12 protein-coding genes and 1 pseudogene are annotated in these 14,857 nt (G+C 56.5%); 5 read left to right on the top strand and 8 right to left on the bottom strand.

Annotated elements, in window-relative coordinates; genetic code table 11:
- Positions 1-181: 181 nt before the first annotated feature.
- The 6 genes from lsrG to lsrA are packed head-to-tail and all read right to left on the bottom strand — an operon-like array spanning position 182 to position 5,901.
- Complete coding sequence (gene lsrG, locus ACSZPU_RS16800) at positions 182-475, bottom strand: (4S)-4-hydroxy-5-phosphonooxypentane-2,3-dione isomerase (RefSeq protein WP_499001036.1); 294 nt, start codon at positions 473-475, stop codon at positions 182-184.
- Entirely contained in the window at positions 472-1,359 is an 888-nt protein-coding gene (lsrF, locus tag ACSZPU_RS16795; RefSeq protein ID WP_499001034.1) for a 3-hydroxy-5-phosphonooxypentane-2,4-dione thiolase, read from the bottom strand. The genes lsrG and lsrF overlap by 4 nt, the downstream gene beginning before the upstream one ends.
- A gap of 12 nt (positions 1,360-1,371) precedes the next feature.
- Positions 1,372-2,385 (bottom strand): autoinducer 2 ABC transporter substrate-binding protein LsrB, encoded by a 1,014-nt coding sequence (gene lsrB / locus ACSZPU_RS16790; protein WP_499001032.1) that lies wholly within the window; start codon positions 2,383-2,385, stop codon positions 1,372-1,374.
- A 1-nt stretch (position 2,386) separates the two neighbouring features.
- The gene (gene lsrD / locus ACSZPU_RS16785; RefSeq protein ID WP_499001030.1) at positions 2,387-3,379 is read right to left on the bottom strand and encodes an autoinducer 2 ABC transporter permease LsrD; all 993 of its coding nucleotides are present in this window, start codon (positions 3,377-3,379) and stop codon (positions 2,387-2,389) included.
- A complete protein-coding gene (gene lsrC / locus ACSZPU_RS16780; protein ID WP_499001026.1) occupies positions 3,380-4,414 on the bottom strand; it encodes an autoinducer 2 ABC transporter permease LsrC in 1,035 nt (344 codons plus the stop codon).
- A complete protein-coding gene (lsrA, locus tag ACSZPU_RS16775; RefSeq protein ID WP_499001023.1) occupies positions 4,411-5,901 on the bottom strand; it encodes an autoinducer 2 ABC transporter ATP-binding protein LsrA in 1,491 nt (496 codons plus the stop codon). The genes lsrC and lsrA overlap by 4 nt, the downstream gene beginning before the upstream one ends.
- A 216-nt stretch (positions 5,902-6,117) precedes the next feature.
- Here lsrA and lsrR point away from each other — a divergent pair, with 216 nt between their 5' ends.
- The 3 genes from lsrR (at position 6,118) to ACSZPU_RS16760 (ending at position 10,962) form a co-directional block, all read left to right on the top strand.
- Positions 6,118-7,089, top strand: coding sequence for a transcriptional regulator LsrR (lsrR, locus tag ACSZPU_RS16770; RefSeq protein ID WP_499001020.1), 972 nt, complete (start codon positions 6,118-6,120; stop codon positions 7,087-7,089).
- 43 nt (positions 7,090-7,132) lie between these two features.
- Positions 7,133-8,725 carry an autoinducer-2 kinase gene (lsrK, locus tag ACSZPU_RS16765; RefSeq protein WP_499001018.1) on the top strand — a complete coding sequence of 531 codons (1,593 nt, stop codon included), beginning with the start codon at positions 7,133-7,135 and terminating at the stop codon, positions 8,723-8,725.
- Positions 8,726-8,940: 215 nt separating this feature from the next.
- A complete protein-coding gene (locus ACSZPU_RS16760) occupies positions 8,941-10,962 on the top strand; it encodes an oxidoreductase (RefSeq protein WP_499001015.1) in 2,022 nt (673 codons plus the stop codon).
- An 84-nt stretch (positions 10,963-11,046) separates the two neighbouring features.
- Here the strand turns inward: ACSZPU_RS16760 and rlmG are convergent, their stop codons facing one another.
- Entirely contained in the window at positions 11,047-12,180 is a 1,134-nt protein-coding gene (rlmG, locus tag ACSZPU_RS16755) for a 23S rRNA (guanine(1835)-N(2))-methyltransferase RlmG (RefSeq protein WP_499001012.1), read from the bottom strand.
- 69 nt (positions 12,181-12,249) lie between these two features.
- Between rlmG and ACSZPU_RS16750 the strand changes: the two are divergent.
- Together ACSZPU_RS16750 and ACSZPU_RS16745 are read left to right on the top strand one after the other, a co-directional pair.
- Positions 12,250-12,396 (top strand): annotated as a pseudogene (locus tag ACSZPU_RS16750) (metal-dependent hydrolase); the annotation flags it as partial.
- A 73-nt stretch (positions 12,397-12,469) separates the two neighbouring features.
- Positions 12,470-12,850: a M48 metallopeptidase family protein gene (locus tag ACSZPU_RS16745; RefSeq protein ID WP_499001038.1), complete on the top strand. Its 381-nt coding sequence runs from the start codon at positions 12,470-12,472 to the stop codon at positions 12,848-12,850.
- Between the two features lie 557 nt (positions 12,851-13,407).
- Here ACSZPU_RS16745 and ACSZPU_RS16740 read toward each other — a convergent pair.
- Positions 13,408-14,592 (bottom strand): aminotransferase-like domain-containing protein, encoded by a 1,185-nt coding sequence (locus ACSZPU_RS16740; RefSeq protein WP_499001009.1) that lies wholly within the window; start codon positions 14,590-14,592, stop codon positions 13,408-13,410.
- Positions 14,593-14,857 lie beyond the last annotated feature (265 nt).

Below are 14,857 nucleotides of genomic sequence, written 5' to 3'. Positions count from 1 at the left end.
TTTTATTATCGAGTTCGGTGACCGCCTGGACGGTCACTTCTGAGAAAAGGCATTTACACAGAATCGTGTACAGGGTCGAAAAGCCGGATGTGCGCTAACGACATCCGGCTTTTTTATTGGGATTTTGTTGGGTCTGGTTTCGGTCTTTTTCGAGTGTCTGGCCTCCCCCTCACCCCAACCCCTACTCCGGCAACAACCCGACAAACGCCCGTTTCTTACGCGGCTCCGACATCAAATCTTCCAGCTTCGCCACGCAGGCCAGATAGTGCGGCGTCTCCTTATGCGCCAGCACCGCGGCCTCATCCTTATACGCCTCGTAGATAAAAAACCGCGTCTTCACTTTCGGGTCCTGCAACACATCAAAGCGCAGATTGCCCGGCTCCTTCACCGCCCCTTCGTGGTTGGCGCGAAACACCTCAAGAAACTCATCCACCCTGTCCGGTTTGATGTTTATCTCCACCAGCGTTACGTTCATTGCAGCTCTCCCTGTTTTTCCTCCTGCCAGAACTGATACGCCTCACGGGCGCTCATGTTCTCGTGCACCACCTTTTTCACCGATTTGAGCATGGCGAGCGGCGCGCTGGACTGGAAGATATTGCGCCCCATATCCACCCCTGACGCCCCCTGGTCGATGGCGCGAAAACACATCTCTAATGCCTCCAGCTCCGGTAACTTTTTGCCCCCGGCGATAACAATCGGCACCGGGCAACTGGCGGTCACTTTCTCAAACCCCTCTTCGACAAAGTAGGTTTTCACGAACTGCGCCCCCATCTCGGCGGCGATACGACTGACGAGCGAAAAATAGCGCGCATCGCGGGTCATCTCTTTGCCGACCCCCGTCACCGCCAGCGTCGGCATGCCGTAGCGATTGCCCGCATCCACCAGCTTGATGATGTTGTTGATCGACTGGTGTTCGTATTCGCTGCCGATATAGACCTGCGCCGCCACCGCGCAGACATTCAGGCGCAGCGCATCTTCCATCGCCACCGCCACGCACTCGTTCGACAGCTCGGATAAAATCGAGTTACCGCCCGATGCCCGTAGCACCACCGGTTTATTGGTGGCCGGTGGCACCTGGCTTCGCAGCACCCCGCGCGTACACATCAGCACATCCGTTTCGCCAAACAGCGGCGCAATGGATAAATCGATACGCTCAAGCCCGGTAGTTGGCCCCTGAAAATAGCCGTGGTCAAAGGCCAGCATCACCGTGCGGTTGCTTTTGGGGTTAAAAATCCGTGAGAGTCGCGACTGCATTCCCCAGTCCAGCGCCCCACAGCCTTTGAGCGTAAACGGCACATTCTTTTGCGGCCGGTCGAGGCCAAAATCTTTGCCATCTTTGATGTCATCTAAATCCGCCATCGTTTCCTCCCGTCAGAAGTCGTATTTACCAATGTTCTCTTTGGTGAACACCACGCGTTCCGGCAGCAGTACAATCCCGTTGCCTTTCGCTTCATACTGATAGCCCTGCACGCTGTTTGGCTCGACTTTAAGCGTGCCGATATCTTTCACCTCGACGCTGTCGCCAACGTTAAGATCGCCCTTTTTCAGCAGATGTTCGGCGACATTCACCGCAATTTTGCCCTGTTGCACCACGTCCCACAGGCCAAAGGCTTCCACCGTCCCGCGCTCCACATAAGGGCGCATAACGTTCGGCGTACTAAAACCGACGATCGCCACCCCCTCCCGTTTCAGGTTTTCCGCCGCCTGAGCCGCCTCGGGCAGGGCGTTGGCATCCGGGGCGATGATCGCATCCAGATCCGGGTACGCTTTTAAGATCCCCTCGGCGGTTTGCAGGGATTTGGTGGCATCGTTATAGCCAAACTGAGTAGTGACGATTTGCCACTGGGGATGGTCTTTCTCGATTTTGGCTTTCGCCTCTTTCACCCACTGGTTCTGGTCAGTCACCGTTGGGCTGGAGTAGAAAAACGCGACTTTGGCGTTCGGTTTGGTCACCTGCTTGCCCGCCATATCCACCAGCAGGCCGCCCAGCTGTTCCGGCGTGCCCTGGTTGATGTAGATACTGCGGCACTCAGGCTTAGTATCGGAGTCCCAGGTCAACACTTTCACGCCGCGCTGCATCGCGCGTTTCAGCGCCGGGCACAGCCCATCCGGGGAAACGGCAGAGACAATAATGGCTTTGTAACCCTGGTTGACGAAGTTATTAATGAGCTGAACCTGGCCGGAGACGCTCGGTTCCGTCGGGCCGTCATAGGTCACATCCACCCCCAGATCTTTACCCGCCTCTTTCGCGCCGTTGCCGCCGCTGGTGAAGAAGCCCACCCCAACCAGTTTGGGAATAAAGGCGATACGGTCTGCCGCCTGCGCCGCCATGACGCTACCTGCCAGCGCCAGCGCGCTCAGTTGCACTATCAGTTTTGTCTTCATCTCATGCTCCGATTGTTTTTCGCGAGAGAACCCGACGCCAGGTCATGCGCACCCATTCCCGGTGCAGACTCAGCGAACGCCCCATCACCACCACCACCAACAGCGCCCCTGACAACGCGCTCGACACCTGGTTGGGGATGCCGACCATCTGTAAACCCTGCTGTAAATACCCCACCAGCAACGCCGCCAGCGCAGTACCCAGCACCGAACCTGAACCGCCATAAATATTGGCGCCGCCCAGTACTGCGGCGGTGAGTGCAGGCATCAGCAAATCGCGCCCCAAATCGGAACGTGCTGAACCGAAATAAGAGACCAGCACCACGGCGGCGATGGCCGATGCCACACCAACCAGCCCGTACAGTGCGTAAGGCATACCGTTCACCGACAGCGCCGCATAGCGTGCCGCGCGCGGGTTCTGCCCCAGTAAAAAGAGATGGCGGCCAAATCGCGCCCGGTGGGTGAGTAGCCAGAAAAAGAGCGTAATAACCGCAAACAGCACCAGCGGGATAGGCAGCCCCAGCAAAGTGAGATTGGCAAAGGCGGTAAAGCTATCCGGGAAACCGCTGATACCTTCATAGCCCGTCGCACCCGCCATACCGGAAAGCAGCAGCGCGCCGCCGCCATAGAGGTAAAGCGTGCCAAGCGTGATAACCAACGGGCTGATGCCGGTATAGTGAATCAGCGCCGCGTTCACCACGCCGCACAGCATCCCAAGCGCCAGCGTCAGCACAATGGCGAGGCTCATCGGCCAGCCTGCCTGCATCATCACCCCCAGCGCGATGGCGCACAGGCCAATCGTCGAGCCGAGCGAAATATCGATGCCGCCGCTGATGATCACCAGCGTCAGTGGCAGGGCCACAATGCCAATGCAGATAAAATCGCTGGTGCTGAACAGCAGCATATTGACGTCCAGCATCCGCGGGTTCAGCGCGCCAAAGAGCAGAATCTCCAGCACCAGTAACAGCAGCAGCGCAAATTCCCAGTTGAGTTTCATTTACGCCACCTCTTTGTTTTTACGTTTTGGAAAAGGGGCCACGTTTTTGCCCCCCTTGTTGCCGGGCATAAAGCGACTGTATTTCAGCTGCCGCTGATGGCGGGCCAGCGCCTGACGCAAACGTCCGTCCAGCACCAGCACCCCCAGCAAGACCAGCCCGGCGATAAAGTCGTTCCACCAGGCCGGGAGTTTGAACAGCACCAGCACGGTATCGATTTGCGTGAGGAAGAAAGCGCCGAGAAAAGCACCGACCAGCGTTCCCGTACCGCCCAGCAGTGAGATGCCTCCCAGCACGCAGGCGGCAATGGCTTTCATCTCCAGCCCGCTGCCGGTCTGGTTCGGCACAAACCCGATTTGCGAGGCGAAGACAATCCCGGCGCAGGCCGCCAGTACGCCGTTCAGGGTGAAGGCGAGCATCCGCGTGCGGTTCACCGCCACGCCGAGCTGTCGCGCGGCCGCGAGGTTATCCCCCACGGCGTAAAAATCGCGGCCAAATGCCGTACGCGCGAGGATCCAGGTTCCCACGCCCAGCACCAGCAACACCAGCCAGCCCAGCGGCGACACCCCGACAGCTCCCGCCGCAGATAGTGATTTCAGGCTGGCGGGCAGCCCTTCAATCCACTTACCGCCCGTCCACAGCAGCATCGCTCCGCGATACAGCCCAAGCGTACCCAGCGTCGCCACGATTGCCGGAATTTTCAGCCCCACCACCAGCACGCCGTTAAAGGCCCCGGCCAGCGCACCAATCGCCAGCGAGAAAAGCATGGCGACGGGCAGGCTGTAACCGCTGTTCAGCACCACCCCAACGGCAATGGCGCACAGCCCCACAGTGGAACCGACCGACACGTCGATATTGCGGGTCAGCATTACCAGAGTTGCCCCCAGTGCCAGTAACATCAGGATCTGGCTGCTGGCGAAAATCATGCCCACGGTTTGCAGGCTGAAAAAGGAAGGATTCAGCGTCACCAGCACCGCAAACAGCGCCAGGATGGCCATAAAAGCGCTGAGCTCACGGTTTTTCAGTAAGGTTTTCATGGCTGTCCTCCGCCGAAAGCCAGCGTCATCATGCGATCCACGCTTACCGCATGGCGCGACAGTTCCCCGCTAAGCCGCCCCTGGTGCATCACCAGCACCCTGTCCGCCAGACCGGGAAATTCATCCAGATCGCTGGAGATCATCAGGACCGCCACGTTTTGTGCCGCCACGCTTTTGATTAACTGGTAGATATCCGCCCGCGCCGCCACGTCTACGCCGCGCGTCGGTTCATCGACGATCAACAGCAGCGGGTTGGCCTCCATGCAGCGTGCCAACAGCACCTTTTGCTGATTGCCGCCGGAAAGGGTGCGAACAATTTGATCCGCATGATTCAGCTTGATCCCCAGCGCCCGGTGGTAGCGCTCCACCACCGCCGCTTCGCGCTTGCTCTGCTGCCAGAGCGAGGGTTCATTCAGGGCGATTGTGTTCCAGCGCACCGGGACATCGAGGAAAAGTCCCGATACCTGGCGGTCTTCCGGCAGATAGACCAGCCCGCGCGACAGACGCGCACGGGTGGAATCAGCGCTAATATCGCGGTTCTCCAGCCAGATGCGCCCCCCGCGTACCGGGCGCAGGCCATATAAGGTTTCGGCAAACTCAGTACGCCCGGAACCCACCAGCCCCGCCAGGCCGACGATCTCCCCGGCGCGGATCTCAAGGCTTAAGTCGATAAAGCCCTCTCCCGTCAGTTCGTCGACTCGCAGCACCGGGAAATCCTGCGGCTGCGTGCGGCGATTACCCGGCAGCGCCAGCCACAGTTTTTGCGTATCGCTTAAGCTTTTTTCGCGGCTTGCGGGGGTCATGGCGGTAATCAGCGCGTTATCGTCGAGGCTGGCAATTTCACCGCTCAGCACCACCGCCCCGTCGCGCATCACCGACACATGGCTTGCCAGCGCACGGATTTCCGGCAATTTATGGGAAATAAAGACAATGCCGACACCCAGTTCTTGCAGGGCGCGGATCTGGCGAAACAGCCGTTCGGTTTCACCGGGCGTAAGAGAAGCGGTGGGCTCATCAAGAATCAGGATCTTCGCGTCGCGCATCAGGCCACGTAAGATCTCCACCATTTGTTGATCCGCCACTTCCAGCGTGCTGGCGGCGGCCTGCAAATTAAGCTGGCAGTTAAGCTGCTGGAGTTTCTCCGCCAATTGCACATCATGTTGTGCGCTGCGGGGAAGGCGAAACAGGATGTTTTCCCGCACGCTCAGATTGGGGAACAACATCGGTTCCTGAGGGACCAGATAGATGCCAAGCTGATGAGCCTGATTCGGGTTAAGGCGCGCAAACGCCTTGCCGCAGATGAAAAGTTCACCGCTGTCCGGCGTTTCCACCCCGGCGATAATTTTCATTAGCGTCGATTTTCCTGCGCCATTTCCGCCCATCAGCGCATGGACCTGTCCTGAATACAGCGTGAAATCAATGTGTTTCAGGACAGTTACGCCTGAAAATTGCTTATTGATGCCTCGCGCCTCAATCAGTGGATTCATTGCCGCCCCGCCATTGAACAAATGATTTTTTACTTCAATAATGTTCAAAAGCGTAGACGGTGAACTATATTTACAACCGTGCAATGATCACAGTTTTATCTATTTGGATCTCTCTATTACAGCTACGACATCAAAAGATCCGTTTTGCTAGGCGGCTCACATTTTCACCGCAGGCAAGCCCGAACATATGATCTAAATTTTTATAAGAGTTCAGATATGAGCGAAAAAAGAATATCCGAAGAAGGACGCTTTGCAGGTCTGGCGCTGGCAGAAGAAGAACTGGTGGCCCGTGTGGCCTGGTGCTACTACCACGACGGCCTGACGCAAAACGATATCGGTGAGCGTCTGGGTCTGCCGCGACTCAAGATTTCCCGCCTGCTGGAAAAGGGGCGTCAGTCCGGCGTTATCCGCGTGCAGATTAACTCCCGCTATGAAGGGTGTCTGGCACTGGAAACCGAGCTGCAACGCGCATTTGGTCTGCGCATCGTACGCGTGCTACCTGCCCTGAACACGCCGCCGATGAACACCCGGCTGGGCGTGGGAGCCGCACAAACGCTGATGGGCGCACTGGAACCAGGCCAGCTGCTGGCGGTGGGCTTTGGTGAAGCGACGATGAGTTGCATTCAGCATCTGAGCGGCTTTATCAGCTCGCAACAGGTGCGGCTGGTGACCTTATCCGGCGGCGTCGGCCCCTACATGACCGGCATTGGTCAACTGGATGCCGCCTGTAGCATCAGCATGATCCCGGCGCCATTGCGGGTTTCGTCGCCGGAAGTGGCGGAGATCCTGAAAAAGGAATCGAGCGTGCGGGATGTGATCCTCGCCGCCACCGCCGCCGATGTTGCCGTGGTGGGCATTGGATCGGTGAACCAGAAGCGCGATGCCACCATTTTGCGCTCGGGCTATATCAGCGAAGGCGAACAGTTGATGTTTGCGCGCAAAGGGGCGGTTGGCGACATCCTTGGCTACTTCTTGCAGGCCAACGGTGAGCGGGTGGAAGGGCTGGAAATCCACCGGGAATTACTCGGCGTCACGCTCGATGAGCTGGCACAACTGCCCACCATCGTCGGTGTGGCCGGTGGGACGGAAAAAGCAGACGCGATTTATGCCGCACTCAAGGGCCGCCGTATCAATGGCCTGGTGACGGAAGAAACAACAGCACGCGCGGTTCTGGCGCTGGCGCAATAACGCGCCGTTTGGCGCGCTGCGCTGATAACAGCGAGGCAAGCCCATGAGTTACCTTTTAGCGCTAGATGCAGGGACCGGCAGCATTCGTGCAGTGATCTTCGATTTAACCGGGAGACAGGTCGCCGTCGGCCAGGCAGAATGGAAACACCTGAGCGTGGAAAATGTTCCCGGCTCAATGGAATTTGACCTCGACACTAACTGGCGGCTGGCCTGCCAGTGCATTCGCCAGGCATTGCAGAATGCCGGGCTCTCCGGGGCGGATATCCAGTCCATCGCCTGCTGTTCCATGCGCGAAGGCATCGTGCTCTATGACCAGTATGGCGACGCCATCTGGGCCTGCGCCAACGTTGACGCCCGCGCCAGCCGCGAAGTTGCCGAGCTCAAAGAGATCCACAATGATCGCTTTGAATCGGAAGTCTATGAAGTTTCCGGGCAAACGCTGGCCCTGAGCGCCATGCCGCGCCTGCTGTGGCTGGCGCACCATCGCCCGGATATCTACCGCAATGCGGCCACCATCACCATGATCAGTGACTGGCTGGCAGCGCGCCTTTCCGGCTGGCTGGCGGTGGATCCCTCCAACGCGGGCACCACCGGCATGCTCGATCTCTTTACCCGCGACTGGCGACCTTCGCTGCTGGATATGGCCGGGCTGCGCGCCGATATTCTCTCGCCGGTGAAAGAGACCGGCAGCGTGCTGGGCGAAGTCACCAAAGAGGCGGCGCAGGAGAGCGGCCTGCGCGAAGGCACGCCGGTGGTCATGGGCGGCGGCGACGTGCAGTTGGGTAGTATGGGGCTTGGGGTGGTGCGTCCGGGGCAGACGGCTGTGCTGGGCGGAACCTTCTGGCAGCAGGTAGTCAACCTGCCGCAGGTGCGGGTCGACCCGGAGATGAATATTCGCGTCAATCCGCATGTGATCCCCGGCATGGCGCAGGCGGAGTCGATCAGTTTCTTTACCGGGTTAACCATGCGCTGGTTCCGCGATGCCTTCTGCGCGGAAGAAAAACTGATTGCCGAACGGATGGGGATGGACACCTACAGCCTGCTGGAAGAGATGGCCAGCCGCGTCCCGGCCGGTTCCCACGGCGTGATGCCAATCTTTTCCGACGCGATGCATTTCAAGCAGTGGTATCACGCCGCACCGTCGTTTATTAACCTCTCCATCGACCCGGAGAAATGCAATAAAGCGACGCTGTTCCGCGCACTGGAAGAGAATGCTGCCATCGTATCGGCCTGCAATCTGGCGCAGATTTCCCGTTTTTCCGGGGTGAAATTTGACAGTCTGGTGTTTGCGGGCGGCGGCTCAAAAGGGGCGCTGTGGAGCCAGATTTTAAGTGATGTCACCGGCCTGCCAGTGCGCGTGCCGGAGGTCAAAGAGGCCACCGCGCTGGGCTGCGCGATTGCCGCAGGCGTGGGAGCGGGTCTGTACGACGATATGGCAGCGACCGGGGAACGGCTGGTGAAATGGAGCCGGGTGTTCACGCCAAACCCGCAGCACCGTGAGCTGTATGACGAGATGATGCAGAAATGGCAGGCGGTTTACGCCGACCAACTCGGCCTGGTGGACAGCGGGCTGACAATGTCCATGTGGCAGGCACCGGGGCTGGTACGCTCACCCTCACCCCGGCCTTCTGCCTGAGGGCCCTGGCAGCAATCCCGGATGCGGCGTAAACGCCTTATCCGGGCTACGAGTGGTCCCCTCTCCCCGTGGGAGAGGGTTAGGGTGAGGGCATCAGGCCGCACCAATCTTTGAATCCCATCACAATCACCGCATTCCCGTTTTCCACTTTCTCCCGTAACGGCTAAATTACAACTCATCCGACCACATAACAAAAATTTTACATTGGAAGCCTTATGAGCCACTACTCGTCGTTATTCGCCCCGCTCGAGCTGGGCTTTACTACCCTCAAAAATCGCGTGTTGATGGGCTCAATGCACACGGGGCTGGAAGAACATCCGGACGGCGCTGCCCGGCTGGCGGCATTCTATGCCGAACGTGCACGCCACGGCGTGGCGTTGATTGTCACCGGCGGCGTGGCCCCTGCGCTTTCTGGCGTCACGATGCAAGGCGGCGCGGTACTTAACGACGCGCAGCAGCTCCCTCATCACCGCCTGATAACCGATGCCGTGCATCAGGAAGGGGGCAAAATCGCCCTGCAGATCCTGCATACCGGGCGTTACAGCTATCAGCCGAATCTGGTGGCGCCGTCCGCCATTCAGGCGCCGATTAACCGCTTTACCCCGCACGAGTTGACCCATGACGAGATCCTCGCGCTGATTGAAGACTTTGCCCGCTGTGCACATCTGGCCCAACAGGCTGGCTACGACGGCGTGGAGGTGATGGGCTCGGAAGGCTATCTGATTAACGAATTTCTCGCCGCGCGCACCAATCACCGGGAAGACGAATGGGGCGGCGATTACGCCCGGCGGATGCGCTTCGCCGTGGAAGTGGTTCGGGCGGTACGCGAACGGGTTGGCCGCGCGTTTATTATTATCTACCGCCTGTCGATGCTCGACCTGGTGGAAGGCGGCGGCGTGTTCGCGGAAACCGTGCAACTGGCGAACGCCATTGAAGCGGCAGGCGCGACCATCATCAACACCGGCATCGGCTGGCATGAAGCGCGTATTCCGACCATTGCCACCCCGGTCCCGCGCGCGGCATTCAGCTGGGTTACCCGCAAGCTGAAAGGCAAAGTCGGCATACCGCTGGTCACCACCAACCGCATTAACGACCCACAGGTGGCCGACGATATTCTCTCCCGTGGCGATGCCGATATGGTGTCGATGGCGCGCCCGTTCCTTGCCGATGCGGAGATCCTTTCCAAAGCGCAAGACAGTCGGGCCGATGAGATCAATACCTGCATCGGCTGCAACCAGGCCTGCCTCGACCAGATCTTCGTCGGCAAAATCACCTCTTGCCTGGTGAACCCGCGCGCCTGCCATGAAACCGAAATGCCGCTGACGCCTGCCGCTCAGATGAAAACGCTGGCGGTGATCGGCGCCGGTCCCGCCGGGTTGGCCTTTGCCGTCAACGCCGCTGCCCGTCGGCACAGCGTGACGCTGTTTGACGCGGCAGCCGAGATCGGCGGCCAGTTCAATGTCGCCAAACAGATCCCCGGCAAAGAGGAGTTCTACGAAACCCTGCGCTATTACCGCCGGATGATCGACATCACCGGTGTGACGCTGCGGCTCAATCAGTTCGTATCACCTAATATGCTGGAGGCCTTTGACGAGGTGATCCTCGCCAGCGGTATCGCGCCGCGCACGCCGGAGATCGAGGGAATCGCTCATCCCAAAGTGCTGAGCTACCTGGACGTGCTGCGCGAAAAAGTGCCGGTGGGCGAGAAGGTGGCGATCATCGGCTGCGGGGGCATTGGTTTTGATACGGCGATGTATCTGAGCCAGCCGGGCGAGCCAACCAGCCAGAATATCGCTGAATTTTGCGTGGAATGGGGCATCGACACCAGTCTCAACCAGGTGGGCGGCCTGCGCCCGGAAGGGCCACAGCTGCCGAAAAGCCCGCGGACGATCGTGATGCTGCAACGTAAAGCCAGCAAACCAGGCGAAGGGCTTGGGAAAACCACCGGCTGGATCCACCGGGCGACCTTGCTGTCGCGCGGGGTGAAAATGATCCCGGCGGTGAGTTATCAGAAGATCGACGACGACGGCCTGCATGTGTTGATCGGCGGCGAACCGCAGCTGCTGGCGGTAGACAACGTGATCCTTTGCGCGGGTCAGGAGCCGCGCCGCGAGCTGGCGGAGCCGTTACGGGCCGCAGGAAAAACGGTGCATTTGATTGGCGGCTGCGATGTGGCAATGGAGCTCGATGCGCGCCGGGCGATTGCCCAGGGCACGACGCTGGCGTTGACGATTTAAGGTTTTGCGGTGTTCCCGGATGCGCTGCGCTTATCCGGGCTACGATTTTGTAGCCCCGGTTAGCGAAGCGCATCCGGGGGGAAATCAGCGTTGTTTACGCAGTTTCACCGCTTTTAGCACCACAAACTTACCGTTTGACGCCACGTTGCTGCAGTTACTAAAGATCTTCTTGAGCTTGCGGAAGTAATCCAGATGACGGTTACCCACCACAATCAATTCGCCACCGTATTTCAGGCTGCGGCGAGTATCGTGGAACATCTCCCACGCAATGTGATCGGTAATCGCGCTTTGCTGATGGAACGGCGGGTTGCACAGCACCACATCAAAACGATCCGGCTCAGTGCCCGCTAACCCGTTATTAACCGTAAACTCACTGCGCTCCAGTGCGTCCGGCATGTTGCGTTCCACGTTCAGACGACTGGAGGCCACCGCCATATGGGATTCGTCGGTAAACAGTACGCGCGCCTGCGGGTTTTGCGCCAGCAGCGTCAAACCAATCACGCCGTTACCGCAACCGAGATCGGCCATCTCCCCTTCCACATTTTCCGGCAAATGCTTGAGGAAAAGACGCGCACCAATATCCAGCCCGCTGCGTGAAAACACGTTCGCGTGGTTATGGATGGTCCAGTCCGTTCCCTCTAATTGCCAGTCATAAGTCTGCGGCGCATCGGCCACATCCGGGGCAGTCGTAAAGGTGCAATAAATCAGACGGGCTTTTTTCCACGCCAGAGAGGTCGTGGTCGGCCCGAGGTATTTCTCAAACAACGCCATCGTGGAGTTGTGAATATCGCGCGCTTTCGCCCCGGCGATAATCTGGGTCTCTGGGGTCACGACACGACGCAGTGCGCACAGCTGTTGTTCCAGCAGTGCCAGCTGTTTAGGGATCTTAATCAGCACGCGAGCAGGCGCAGCCGGCAGTTCGCTCAGGCTATCCAGGAACGTCACCGCGTCTTCGTCCATCCCGTTCAGACGCAGGTTGTGACGCGTGGCCTGCTCTGCGATAAACGAGTCGCTCACGCTGACAGGACGATATTCTGCCAGGGCACACGCCAACGCGCCGAAGTTATCGTTGAAGATAAGCGTCGTGCCTTCGGTCTCATTTACCTGATTTAACAGATATTCATCTGCCGCGTCCCACGCCTGTAACGATGCTTCTTCAGCATTAGGTGGGAAACGCTCTAATGCAAATGACTGTCCAATTAACTCAACCTGGCCCATCGACCCTCCGGGATGCTAGAATTCGCGCGTTTTATCGCTTAATTATCCGGAGTTGTAAACCCCTTAAACATGACAACACTCACTTATTTACAGGGCTACCCCGAATCACTGCTGACGCAGGTACAAACGCTGATCACGCAAAATCGGCTGGGTGAGGTGTTGCTCAAGCGCTACCCCGATACGCACGACATCACCACCGATAAAGCGCTCTATACCCAAGTAACTTCAAGATGCAGGATGGTAGTGCTTAAACAATCTATCCCTACGATTAACTTGGGTTTACTGGCTCCTGCAACTCGAAGTATTCTGGGTATATGTTTATACACAGGATTTTAAAAATCAGTATTTGCGTAATGCGCCGCAAATTAACAAAGTCGCTTACGACAGCAAAATCCACGTGTTAAAAAACGCGCTGGGGCTACATACGTCGGTGTCGCGGGTACAGGGCGGCAAGCTGAAAGCAAAAGCAGAAATCCGTGTTGCCACCGTTTTTCGCCAGGCGCCGGAAGCTTTTCTGCGGATGATCGTGGTTCACGAACTGGCGCACCTGAAAGAGAATGATCACAACAAAGCGTTCTATCAATTATGTTGCCACATGGAACCCCAGTATCATCAGCTGGAATTTGATATGCGATTGTGGCTTTTATGTAAAGACGAAGGTTTTCTTTGATACGAAATTAAATAAACCGTCAACGGACAAAAAACAATTATACCCAGAATACTTCGAGTTGCAGGAGCCAGTGAACCCAAGTTAATCGTAGGGATAGGTTGTTTAAGCACTACCATCCTGCATATTGAAGTTACTTGGGTATAGATTTATTTATTCTGCAATTATTTATATGCAATCCCAGTCACTAATAGCGCAACGGACGAATCTTTAACTCCAGACATAAAGATACCCGTAACGCACCGTAAAATCAGGACTTCTGCCTGTAGCACCAGCATTTTAGCCCGTCAGAATGCATTCAGATAAACATCCAGGCCATTATTTATTTTGTTTTTGAATCATATGATTCAACATTTGGATTTGACTCAGGGGCACAATAAAATCAATATATATAAATACTTTTACGGCTTAATGTAGAAGTATTCTCGAAGCATTTAGATGATTGGTTTTAATACATATTCGCACTCAGGCACATTAATCATTTGTCAGCGAGTATGGACATAAACCCTTTACTCACCATGTATCCCTGTTGGGATACATGGTTTTTTTTATGCCAGAACTTATTCGAGAGAAGCTTTGAGGCGGGCAACGGCTTTTCTGAGGTTGTCATCCGCGACCGACACATAAGACATGCGCAGCGTTGATGCATCCGGGTTATCAGCATAGAAGAACTCGCCCGGCACATAGACCACGCCGTTTGCCAGCGTCTTTTTCAGCCAGTCGGTGGTATTTTTCTCATACTTAAATTTGGCCCACAGGAACATACCGCCCTGCGGAAGGTGGAAGGTCAGATGATCGCCGAGTTCGCGTTCAATCTCTTCGCATAACACCTGGCACTTATCTTTATAAGACGCGCGGATGATTTTTAACTGCTCCGGTAAGCGTCCGGTTTCCAGGTAGTGATACGCCAGAGACTGCGACAGGGAGCTGGTATGTAAATCCGTGGCCTGTTTCAGGGTCACAATCTGCTTTTTGATCCACTCCGGCGCAACAACCCAGCCCACACGTGCGCCCGGTGCCAGGATTTTGGAGAACGTCGAGGTGTAAATCACGTTTTCGCTGTTGTCGATTTCTTTTGCCCAGGCGGTCAATGGCTTGAACAGCTTGTCGGTAAAATTGATTTCGCTGTAGGGATCATCTTCGATGATGACAAAGTTATAGCGTTTGGACAGCTCAACCAGTTTTTTGCGGCGCTCGTCAGAGAGCGTCACCCCGCCAGGGTTGCCGAAGGTCGGTACAACATACACAGCTTTGATGGTGGTGGTTTTGACCAGTTCTTCCAGCTCATCGACCTTCATCCCTTCCCCATCCGTACCCACGGAAGCAAGCTGCGCTTCGGCCAGATGGAAGACCTGCAATGCGGCCAGGTAGGTGGGTCTTTCCACAACAATCACATCACCCGGATTAATCAGTACGCGGGCGAGCATATCCAGAGACTGCTGGGAGCCAGAGGTAATCACGACTTCATCAGGGTTGCAGGTAATCAGACGGTGTTCCAGAAGCTGGCAAATCGCTTCACGCAAATCCGGACTGCCTTCGCTCAGACCGTATTGAAACGCCTCTTTCCAGGACTCGGACAACACTTTATCCATCGCCATCTGCAAACCTTCGCGATCGAATAAATCAGGATTAGGAATCCCCCCACCCAGAGAGATAACCCCTTCCATCTTGCTGTGTTTTAATAATTCGCGGATGGCAGATGACTGCACATTTTTGACTTTATCGGAGATTCTCTCGTCTGACATTACCTTGACCTTACCTTTTGTCTTTTACTGTTCGTTCTTATTATGTTGCGATAGTTTCCGTGCTAATCATTCCGTTATACAGCAATAAAAACAGGCCGTAAACGGAGCCGATTTATTTATACTATCCCAACATATATCTATTTATTAGTTTAATATTCTATATATCGCGATAAATATTAATTAAATAGATATGGCGGATTCAACTCCGAAGTGCAACGCTAAGCCGCCAATCTTAGCTCTGCAAACACCACAGACGGTTGCCTGA

Origin of the sequence: Phytobacter sp. V69, assembly GCF_965644215.1 — a bacterium.
GTDB lineage: Bacteria > Pseudomonadota > Gammaproteobacteria > Enterobacterales > Enterobacteriaceae > Phytobacter.
The sequence above is the reverse complement of the archived record's forward strand: the minus strand, read 5'-3'. Positions and strand labels throughout refer to the sequence as shown.